Consider the following 1,626-nt stretch of genomic DNA (forward strand, 5'->3'; position numbering starts at 1 on the left):
CCCCTCTCTGTCAGACTGCTGTGACACAAGGCACGAATGAGTCCTTCTGATATCAAGCAGGGCGGGACAGGACGAAGAGCGCAGTGACGATGACTCTCGCCGACCAGGCCGCCGTGACGACACGGCAGGATGGTCGGGTGACCGACGAACACGGCGACCAGCAGTCGGGCCGGCCTGCTCGGCCCAAGCGCCGGACGTTCACCAAGGCCTACAAGGCCCGGATCCTGGCCGCCTACGACGCGCTACCCGAGGGCAGCCCCGAACGCGGCGCCCTGTTGCGGGCCGAAAAGCTCTACCACTCCCACATCGAGCACTGGCGCAAACAACGCGATGAAGGCACCCTCGCAGCCACGTCGGGAAAGCCGGCACGCAGCCCCGAGGCCGAGGAACTGGCCCGTCTGAAGGCCGAGAACACCAAACTCAAGGCCGAAGCCGCCAAGCTCGAAGCCGGCAACGCCAAACTCGCGGGTGAACTCGACAAGACCCAAACCGCATTGGACATCGCGGGAAAAGCATTCGCGCTGCTGCGGGACATCTCAAGCAGCGCGGACTCCGACGAGAACTGAACCAGGTCATCGATGACCACCTGCCCGGCATGGAGGAACTGCTCGGCACCGCCCGGGCATGCCGCGTCCTGGGAAAATCCCGTTCGACTCTGCACCGGCACCGCAATCCCCGCCCGCCCCGGCTCGGGCCGCGCCGCCCCTTCCATCACCCGGCCGAGCTGTCGGCGGCCGAACGCGAGCGGGTGCTGGCGGTGCTGGACTCGCCTCGGTTCGTCGACAAGTCACCGGCGCAGGTGTGGGCGATTCTGCTGGACGAGGGGGTGTACCTGTGCTCGCAGGCCACGATGTACCGGCTGCTGCGCGAGCGCGGCCAGGCCGGTGAGCGGCGCGCCCAGGCCGTGCGTCCGGCGACCGTCAAGCCCGAACTCCAGGCCGACGGCCCCGACCAGGTGTGGTCGTGGGACATCACGAAACTGAAAGGCCCCGTGCGCGGCGTGCATTATCTGCTGTACGTCATCATCGACATCTTCTCCCGCAAAGTTGTGCACTGGGAGATCTGGCCCACCGAGAACGGCACCCTGGCCAAGGAGTTCATCCAGCACGCCATCATCGCCAACGGCGGCGTGGCGCCCCGATCGATCCATGCCGACCGCGGCACGGCCATGACCTCCAACACCGTCACCGGACTCCTCGCCCTCCTGGGCATCGACCAGTCCCATTCCCGCCCGCACGTGTCCAACGACAACCCCTACTCCGAAGCACAGTTCAAGACCCTCAAATACTGCCCGGCATTCCCAGGGCGACTCGGCTCGATCGAGGACGCCAACAGCTTCTGCAGCCACTTCTTCGCCTACTACAACCACGAACACCGCCATTCCGGGATCGGGATGCACACGCCCGCGACCGTCCACGACGGCACCGCCACCCAGGTCCAGGCCCGCCGGGCCGCCACCCTGCAGGCGGCCTTCCGGGCCCACCCCGAACGGTTCCGAGGCCGGTGCCCCTCACCGCCCCCGCTACCGGACAAGGTCTGGATCAACCCGCCACCCCAACCCCAGACCGACAACAAGCCACAAACCACCCACGTGGCCTGACGTCTCATCCGGTTTGACAGGTTCCG

At 66.9% G+C, this 1,626-nt stretch carries 2 protein-coding genes; both read left to right on the forward strand.

Annotated features, from left to right (window positions below):
* The first annotated feature begins 83 nt into the window (after positions 1-83).
* Positions 84-566, forward strand: a complete 483-nt coding sequence (locus E1281_RS39530) for a hypothetical protein (protein WP_131884792.1) — start codon at positions 84-86, stop codon at positions 564-566.
* A gap of 29 nt (positions 567-595) precedes the next feature.
* Entirely contained in the window at positions 596-1,600 is a 1,005-nt protein-coding gene (locus tag E1281_RS39535; RefSeq protein WP_131884793.1) for an IS3 family transposase, read from the forward strand.
* The last annotated feature ends 26 nt before the right edge of the window (positions 1,601-1,626 follow it).

The sequence above is a fragment of the Actinomadura sp. KC345 genome (assembly GCF_004348515.1).
In the GTDB taxonomy this organism is placed as follows: Bacteria; Actinomycetota; Actinomycetes; order Streptosporangiales; family Streptosporangiaceae; genus Spirillospora.

Bases quoted from the DNA above. Each gene is read 5' to 3' on its own strand.
- E1281_RS39535 (WP_131884793.1), top strand. From the start codon at position 596: ATGGAGGAACTGCTCGGCACCGCCCGGGCATGCCGCGTCCTGGGAAAA.